The organism is bacterium (assembly GCA_030247525.1).
Classification (GTDB): Bacteria; Electryoneota; JAOADG01; order JAOADG01; family JAOADG01; genus JAOTSC01.
Window position 1 is genome coordinate 1 of record JAOTSC010000200.1, and the last position, 5,526, is coordinate 5,526.

Below are 5,526 nucleotides of genomic sequence, written 5' to 3' on the forward strand. Positions count from 1 at the left end.
ACCGAAAAGAACGTTTCCACACTTAACGCGTGACAAGGATTCCTTAGACAAAAGGTTAATGCTCGATCAAAATCTACTACAGCTTTCGCTTTTAACCCTAGCTCAGCATTCCACAGTCCCCTTAGAAACACTGAGAAATTTTCTTCGCGTGGATTCCCTAACTCATGAAAATATGCAATGGTACTCTCAATCTGAGTAGTGGCAGCTTCATGAAAGTTGCGACGATGATTCACCATCGCGCTGGCTCTAATCGCATAATGCTCTAGTAATGGCAATTTGATTTCTTTCGACAATAGGATTGCCCTTTCCAAATCAACTCTTGCAGTTTCGTTGTCTCCTTTCAGTTTTCGGATGCTACCTAGATTCGTGAGTGCAAGAACTTCAAATCGTTTATCACCGAGGTAATGAAAATGTTCTGTTGCGACAACGAGATCGTTAATTGCCTCTTCATACCTTAACAGAGTAGGCAACATCATTCCACGCGTAAAAAGCGCTTGTGCCAACTGTACTGTGAGATTTCTGTTGGTGGCTTCTTGAATGACCTGATCCAGCATTTCCAACGATTCGTCCACCTCATCGTTACTGTATATCACTTTGGCAAGATCGATGCGAACGTTGTTTGCAAACTCGTAATTACCGACTTCTGTCATAATCTGAAATGCCAAACGCATGCTCGCTGCAGCTTTGTGAGGACGCTTTTGTTCGATGTAGATAGCGCCGATGTTCTGATGAATCATGGCAGCACGAGTTTTATTATCGGTCTTTTCATAAATGGCTAGTGCTTTTTGAGCCAGTTGGTGAGCGGTTTTGTAATCTGCTCGCATCCGATGAACATACGTTTCATTACCATAGCAGTCAGCGACGCGCTCCCGATTGCGAGATCGTTGGAACAGGTTACGTGCCTCACGAAAACTCGCTAGTGCAGATTCCAGATTCGTTAAACGAACTTCACATATTCCGATAAAGTATAAGGCTTCAGCAATCCGTGCACGACTACGCAAACCTTCAGCCTGACGAATGGCATTCCGGTATTCAATGATCGCTTCGGCGTACCAAGTTTGCTTGCGTTTTTCTTCGGCAAGATGCATCGCAGTTGAGTAGGCATCGATAACAGATGCTTCGCTCGTAATGCCAGTTGCTTGCTCGATCTTTTTCAAGGATAGCTCCTACCTTTCAAGACCCGTTTTATCGAAAACGGTGACTACTTAACCATTCTCTAATTTTGGGGTCTGATTTCTGAGACGCACGTTACTCGATTAACACCAGACCGAAGTTGATTGAGCTACGCTAACACTTTGGGTTAGTCCTCGAGAGCTCTCAATTCGGAGTAGTTTATCTCCGATCATTCTCTTACTTCAGAATTTACAAGCATTCCAATGGTGTTAAAACCGATAATGCAGTCCAGTAAAGGATTTCAAGACGTTGTAGTTAACGGTTGATTAGAAACGTAGATTTTCTTTGTTGCTATATGTGTTTGTAAAAACAGCAAATATAAATCACAGTAGACAATATGGATATACATAGTAACAGTTAGCCAGTAAACTAATTTACGATTGCACGTAACTCCTCTAGAAGATTTAAAGATATTTTACTCGTTTTCTTCTTGCGCGTGTGGTTAAGACTTATCCAATAGGATAACCTACCAGTGACATTTCACCAAGGAGAAACTGATGACTCATTGTCATAAAACTCAAGTTCGTCACTTGGGACTGATTTCCATTTTGTCAGTCCTGTGTTTATTGACGGTACTTGTCGTTCATGCCGCACCATTGAACGACGAGGCACAACGCACCATCTCAACAAATTCCACTGATGCGCAAGGCGGACCCGATGGATTTGGGTATCGCTGGATGGATTCCAACGAACCGGGTGGCCCTTCCTACCAAAACTGGAACTGGTACATGGGTCCCACAACAACTGTCACCGGTCTAACAGACGACAATGTTGTTGGTCCCTACAATCTGACCGGCGGGTACACCTTATATGGTGTCACCTACACCCAAATTTACATCGGTGGCAATGGTACTATTTACTTTGGTAATGCGCCATCAGGTTCGAATCGCGGTAGTTGGCCCCCCAGCTTTTGGGCGCCAGCGGTCTACATCTGGAACGAGGATATGTATGTCCGTCCCAATACTACAATCGTCGTTCAAAACCCGACCAACTATGGCAACACGACCCGGATCCTCTTCGATCAACTCGGGTATTACGCGGATCCGAACGCCAGCACTTCGTTCTGGGTCGATCTGTCCGGTGGTGATATATCTATTTACTACGGCTCGCAAACCGGTACTCAACGGTTCCCGGGTTATGCGGGAATCTGGGGCGGAATTAGTCAGTATATGCTGAGTTGGACCGCTACTACACCAGCTCCCGGTACTGCTGTTCGCTTCCGCTTGCCGCCACCGGCAACTCCAGTCTTGCAAGGCGATTTCCCTACCACGACCACACTTACACCGACTTGGATTGATTATTCGACCAACGAGGAGTATTACTGGGTGTACTGTTTGGGAATTACGACAAGCTACAGCAACAACTTAAACATCCCGGCAAACAGCACCTCATATACATTTACCGGGCTTTTACCGGGTAACCAGTACCGCGTCATGGTGCTAGCACACAATGCAGGTGGTAACTCAACGTGGATCGACTACAACACTTGGACACGTCCCGCAGTACCTGCCGCACCAACGTTAGTATCAAATGGTGGTGGAGAGGCATGGTTTCAAATCCAGAACAATACAACAACGCCTAACGGGACTCCGACCTTATACGCCCTCGTCGAAACCCTAAGTGGATTGTATGTCGGTGCGAATGGGTATTTATCGACGACACCCTTTCTAGATACGATGAAGACTCGCTATATGCGAACTGTACGCAGCTCGACCTATTCGGTTGCCGTTCGTGCGATCAGCCCGGGATTCATGATACCGACAGACTGGTCAGAAGCGAGTCCAACCATCAATTTCTCGACGCGCCCCAGTCGACCGGCGATTCCAACAGTAGCAACCTTTACGCCGACTCAGGTAGCAATTCGAATTGAGAATAATACGACCGATCCGAATGGTGGCGACGCTAGATACTGTCTCTTCGAACAGATCCGCGGCTTGTACGTCGCGAACGACGGTTCACTCTCGTCTACTCCGTATTGGTCGACGGAAATGATTCGTCCGTTGCAATTTTCCATGTACACGTCCTATCAGATTGTCAGTCGTGCCATGAGCACCGCTTATCCCAATGCCGTGGATTGGTCGCCAAGTAGCCCGGTACTCAATTTCCAGACAACTCCAACCTATCCTACTTCGCCGACCGGAAGTGGGAGTTTTACCGGTCGTTCATCGACGTTTGCAACGATTTGGTGGACTCCCACCAATCAAGCCAATATGTATACTAAAATCTACCGTTATCGCGACGGTAGCTCCACGCTAGATACGATGATCACGATCAACAACAGCACCACCTTTAACTATGCTTTCTCCGGGTTGCGGGCGGGGACGCACTACTTGTTCAACATCTATTCGTACGATCCTTACTGGAATGCCAATTCACAGTATTGTGTCTCGTTGTATGTAGATACTGATCCTTATAATCCGGATGCTCCGGTAATTGGTAACCGCTCCGCAAACAGCATACAGGTTACCATTCGCAATAGTTCAGTGTTGCCTAATGGACCTCTCACGCGGTATTCGATTGGTTTTAACACGCCGGGTACGACGCAAAACCGATATGTGGATCTGTCCGGTCAAATTGTCGTGGGATATGCACCGTTACTCCCCTGTTCTACATTCGTTGTGACCGGTTTGCTGCCGGGTGTGACTTATAATGTTCAGACCTGGGCAACCACGCAAAACGGAACGAGTGTCAGTTATTATAGTCCAGTTGTGACGGCTACCACCACATCGGCGACTGTGTCGGGTACAAATCCGGCACCGATACCCGGAACGCCGTGGACACCGACTTTCCCGAACGATCCGGCAACCGCGAATCAACCTCCGCTCAACTTGAATTTTGGCAGCTCAGGGACAAATCCAAGTCGAGTCGATGTCGTGTATTCCGCTATACCACCAACGCTACCCATTCAACCGGGGGCGAACACGATCCGTCGTTACTTCTCAATCAATTCAACTGGAGGCTCGGGGTGGTCGGCGACACTTGATTTGCTCTTCACCGACAATGATCTACCTGCCGGTATCACCGATCCGCGCATCGCGGTTCCTGCGATGCGAACAGTGTCCTACAATCAATCCACCATGCAATGGACGACCTACACACCAATCATCACTCTGGCACAGGCGGGAACGCCAAATGTCTGGCGCGCGCGGATGACAAATGTGACGCACTTCTCGGATTGGGTGATTACACAGGATCAGGTACTCCCTGTAGAAGGATTTGTCATGAGCTGTTCTGCTGGAGACAGACAGGTGACACTCAACTGGCATGTGGAAACTGAGATTGGGAATGCGTACTTCTGCATTGAGCGGAGAAATGTGAATGGCAGTTGGAATGAAGTAGCACGAGTGAATAGCCTTGCACCGGGTGGAAATAGTCAAGTTCGAACTGCGTATCGGTACTTGGATCACTCAGTTTTGAATGACATCACATATGAATATCGCATGTCAGATGTTGGTTTGGACGGACATCGAACAATGCATCCCGCAATCGTTCAAGCAACACCAGGTACAACCGTTTCGACGTTACCAACGGAGTTCCTACTCGAGCAAAACACTCCAAATCCGTTTAATCCTGTCACTTCGATCAGCTTCGATTTACCAGTGGGAACTAAAGTGAGATTGAGTGTTTTCGACATCACTGGGCATCAGGTTGATCTATTAGCAAACAACGACTTTGTCGCTGGGCATCACACGGTACAATTCAATGGCAATCGTCTTCCATCCGGTATGTATTACTACTGGTTACAAGCCGGAAAGTACAGCGAAACGAAGAAGATGACGCTGATTAAATAAAATCAACATTGAAAAGGTTCTACCGGTCACTGGTAAGGAATTCAGGGCTGGTAGAACCATTCTTAAAGGATCGGGAGAGGAGCATGAGAATTCATTTTGGGCTTCGATACGGTATTGCCATTATTCTGGTAATGTGTTTGAATGCCTTTTCACAGACTTGGACGGCTCAGACGAGTGGAACCACTGCGACGATGTATGCCAGCAGTTTTGTCGACGCAAACAATGGCTGGATTTCAGGAACCAGCGGACAACTCTTACACACTACAAACGGTGGTTTGTCGTGGTCTTCACAAGCGACAGGAGCCACGAATACCATTTACGGATTGAACTTTGTTGATGCGAATTCTGGGTGGGCATCAGGGTTTAACTCTATTGTCTATTCCACAACGAATGCCGGAAGTCTATGGCTTTCGCAATATTCAACTCTGTTTGCCGTAAAAAGCCAGAGGTTCAGCAATGCCAATACCGGTTTGATTGGTGGGACTGATGGAAACATCTACAAAACGACCGATGGATGCGTGAGTTGGGTGTTACAAGAGACTGCTATGCTCAACATTTGCAA

General features: G+C 47.3%; 3 protein-coding genes. 2 read left to right on the forward strand and 1 reads right to left on the reverse strand.

Translation table 11 applies throughout. From position 1 onward, the window contains the following. A partial coding sequence (locus OEM52_13570) for a tetratricopeptide repeat protein (GenBank protein ID MDK9701165.1) occupies positions 1–1,157 on the reverse strand: 1,157 nt, incomplete at its 3' end. A 513-nt stretch (positions 1,158–1,670) separates the two neighbouring features. Between OEM52_13570 and OEM52_13575 the strand changes: the two genes are divergently transcribed. Further along, positions 1,671–4,964 carry a fibronectin type III domain-containing protein gene (locus tag OEM52_13575; protein MDK9701166.1) on the forward strand — a complete coding sequence of 1,098 codons (3,294 nt, stop codon included), beginning with the start codon at positions 1,671–1,673 and terminating at the stop codon, positions 4,962–4,964. An 83-nt stretch (positions 4,965–5,047) separates the two neighbouring features. Continuing rightward, positions 5,048–5,526 (forward strand): YCF48-related protein (locus OEM52_13580; GenBank protein ID MDK9701167.1); only part of this gene is annotated, 479 nt, incomplete at its 3' end.